Raw genomic sequence first — 3,001 nt, 5'->3', positions numbered from 1 at the left:
TCATAGAATGTCCGACAGGCAGCCATGGTACACGGGCTAACTCTTCATACCATGAAATTTTTGCCAAGTCTTCAAGTATAAGTTGCAGACTATGGACGTTCCTTTCGGCATAAGTCGACTTCCCTTTATCAACAAAAAAACCGGGACAGCACCAAAGAATAGCCAGATTGGATTTGGAACAAGCAGCTCTTATTAAATCGTGCTCTGCCAGCCATTGCTCCAAAACATTCTGATTCATCACTAAAACACCTCTTACTTTTTTACATGAGGGAGGTATCCATAAATAAGCACAGGCAACATTTGAATTTTCATTAGCATCGTTATACACCAGGGTAGTCATAAACTGATATTCATTATCTGTCCGGTGATAGCCTGAAATAAAATTATTTTTTTGAGCCATGCCGTTACTCATGAATAAACATGTCAGCAATAAAACAGCATATAAATTCTTGAAACGAACCATATTAAAACATGATAAAATAACAGCCAAATTTAAAATATATAATATCAACCAACATTTAGAGATGTATCAAATAAAGTTCAAGATGTTGCATGAGGGAAAAAATCACAAGGATATCCATGATTTTCCTGCGTTGTAGCCATGAACTTCTGTGAATAAATCGAACTTTCAACGGATACAGTTTAAAAAACCATAACAATCAATTCTATTGATTAAAAACAAGACGATTATTATTGGTTTTTCCCCAAAATATCATTTAAAAAATCAGAAGGTGCTTTGCCATACTGCTTTCTAAAAGATTTGCTGAAGGATGAAGGATTTTTATAACCCACCTCGTAAGCGATTTCAGAAACGTTTAATTTCCTTTCAAGTAAAAGATCCATGGAATGTTTTAGACGGATAAAATAAATATATTCAATGGGGGTCTGGCCGGTAATAGTCTTTAATTTCCGGAAAAGATTACTCCGGCTCATTCCGACACTAATACCCAGTTCTTCCACACTAAAATCCTCGTTGCTCATATTTTTCATTACAATATCAATTATCTTCTGGACAAAAATTTCATCCTGAGGATTTTTTGCTACCTTTTTAGGAATTAAAACATTGTCGGACCTGAATTTTTCTATTAATTTCTCACGTGATTCTATTAATTTTTCAACCCTTACCTTAAGAAATTCAGGATAAAAGGGTTTAGAAATATAATCATCGGCACCTACTTCTATCCCTTCAATCCTATGCTCCACTGCAGTTTTGGCAGTAAGCAAAATAACCGGAATATGGCAGCTCGTCAGATTATTTTTTATATTCTTGCAAAGCTCAATGCCGTCCATTTTGGGCATCATCACATCACTGATTACAAGATCAGGTTCATCATTGTGAATCATGTCAAGAGCTTCAATACCGTTCACTGCCCGGTGAACATTATATTTATCTTTAAAAATCATTTCCAGGTAATCAAGTAATTCTGGATTATCATCCACGACCAAAATATCATAATCAAAATTCTGATCCGAGGGCTGGTTCTCTGTCAACAAATCCCTCTGATTACTGCTTTCAACCAGTATTGAAGCATCGTTTTCTATTTTAAAACCAGTATTTTTTTCATCCAAAACTTTCTGTTCAGGACTAAGATGACCATCACCAATTGGCAGATAAACCTTAAAACGCGTTTCTATCAGCGGATCACTGCTGACCCTGATAAATCCTTTATGGAGTTCCACAAGACTTTTGGTAAGTGAAAGGCCCACACCAGTCCCTTTTACATTCGAATTTCCCTGATAAAAACATTCAAAAATATGATCCATATCCTGCTTTGAAATGCCTTTGCCATTATCAACTACCGAAATACAAATAAAATCAGGAGTTTGACCTACGGCTGAAGTGGAACAGTAAGTGGAAACCTCAATTGATATCTTTCCACCTGATGGTGTAAATTTGAATGCATTGGACAACAGGTTATTAATAACTTTTTCGATGTTATTTGGATTATACCAAATTTTAAAGTTATCCAATTTAGTATCAAATCTCATCGTGATATTATTCCTCCTAGCCAGGATATCAAAATTCTGATAAATACCCTTCAGAAATCCAACTATATCTAAATAAGAAGCCTTAAGCGCTAACCTTCCCTGGTCCATTTTTTGAAAAGTCATCAGTTCGTCAATCAAGTAAAACAGTTTTTTGCAATTATGCCGGATCATCTCAACCTTAGATCTAATAGATTCATTGACGTCATGCAAACTAAGGATATCCTCCACCGGCCCAATAATCAAGGACAAAGGAGTACGAAATTCATGGGAAACATTTGTAAAAAACTGCAATTTTATCTGGTTGATATTCTGTAATTGCTCCTTTTCAAGCTTATCCAGTTCAATCTGGTGCCGTTGCCTTGATTGAATCATTATATATCTAAAAAGAACAAATAACAAACAGTTAAAAATTAGAATATAAATTAAAATGGCCCACCATGTTTTCCAGGGTGGAGGCAAAATTCGAATCTTAAGAACCACCGGTGAATCATTCCAAATTCCTGAATTATTCGATGCCTTCACCTTGAAATAATAGACACCCGCATTCAGGTTCGTATAGGAGGCATTGCGGTTTTTCGCATCAGTCGGTATCCAGTTTTTGTCAAATCCTTCCAGCTTGTATGCAAAAACGTTTTCGCCAGGATTTGAAAAATCTAATGCAGCAAATTCAATAGTAAAAACATTATTACGGTAATTTAAGGTCAGCTCTTTTGTACAGTTAACAGATTGATTTAGAACCACCTGTCCATTTAGTTTAGCTCCTATTTCAACACTACGATTAAAAAGTCTAAAATCAGTTATGGTAACAGCAGGAAAATGTTGATTCGTAGAAATTTCGTTGGGATTAAAAACCACGAAACCATCCGAAGCACCAAACATAAACTCACTGTTATTTGTCTTAAAAAAACAGCTTTGGCTAAAATCTATATTGGATAAAAACTTTTGAAATTTTTCTCTTCTAATATCAAACTTAACAATGCCCTTAATTGTACTGATCCATAAATTCCCTTTA

The 3,001-nt window shown here is 35.0% G+C and carries 2 protein-coding genes; both read right to left on the bottom strand.

Annotation, left to right across the window (positions count from 1 at the left end; genetic code table 11):
• Positions 1–463: hypothetical protein (locus Q8907_15230; protein MDP4275624.1), on the bottom strand; the 463-nt coding region annotated here is incomplete at its 3' end.
• 227 nt (positions 464–690) lie between these two features.
• Positions 691–3,001 (bottom strand): hybrid sensor histidine kinase/response regulator transcription factor (locus tag Q8907_15225; GenBank protein ID MDP4275623.1); only part of this gene is annotated, 2,311 nt, incomplete at its 5' end.

The sequence above is a fragment of the Bacteroidota bacterium genome (assembly GCA_030706565.1).
GTDB lineage: Bacteria > Bacteroidota > Bacteroidia > Bacteroidales > JAUZOH01 > JAUZOH01.
The sequence above is the reverse complement of the archived record's forward strand: the minus strand, read 5'-3'. Positions and strand labels throughout refer to the sequence as shown.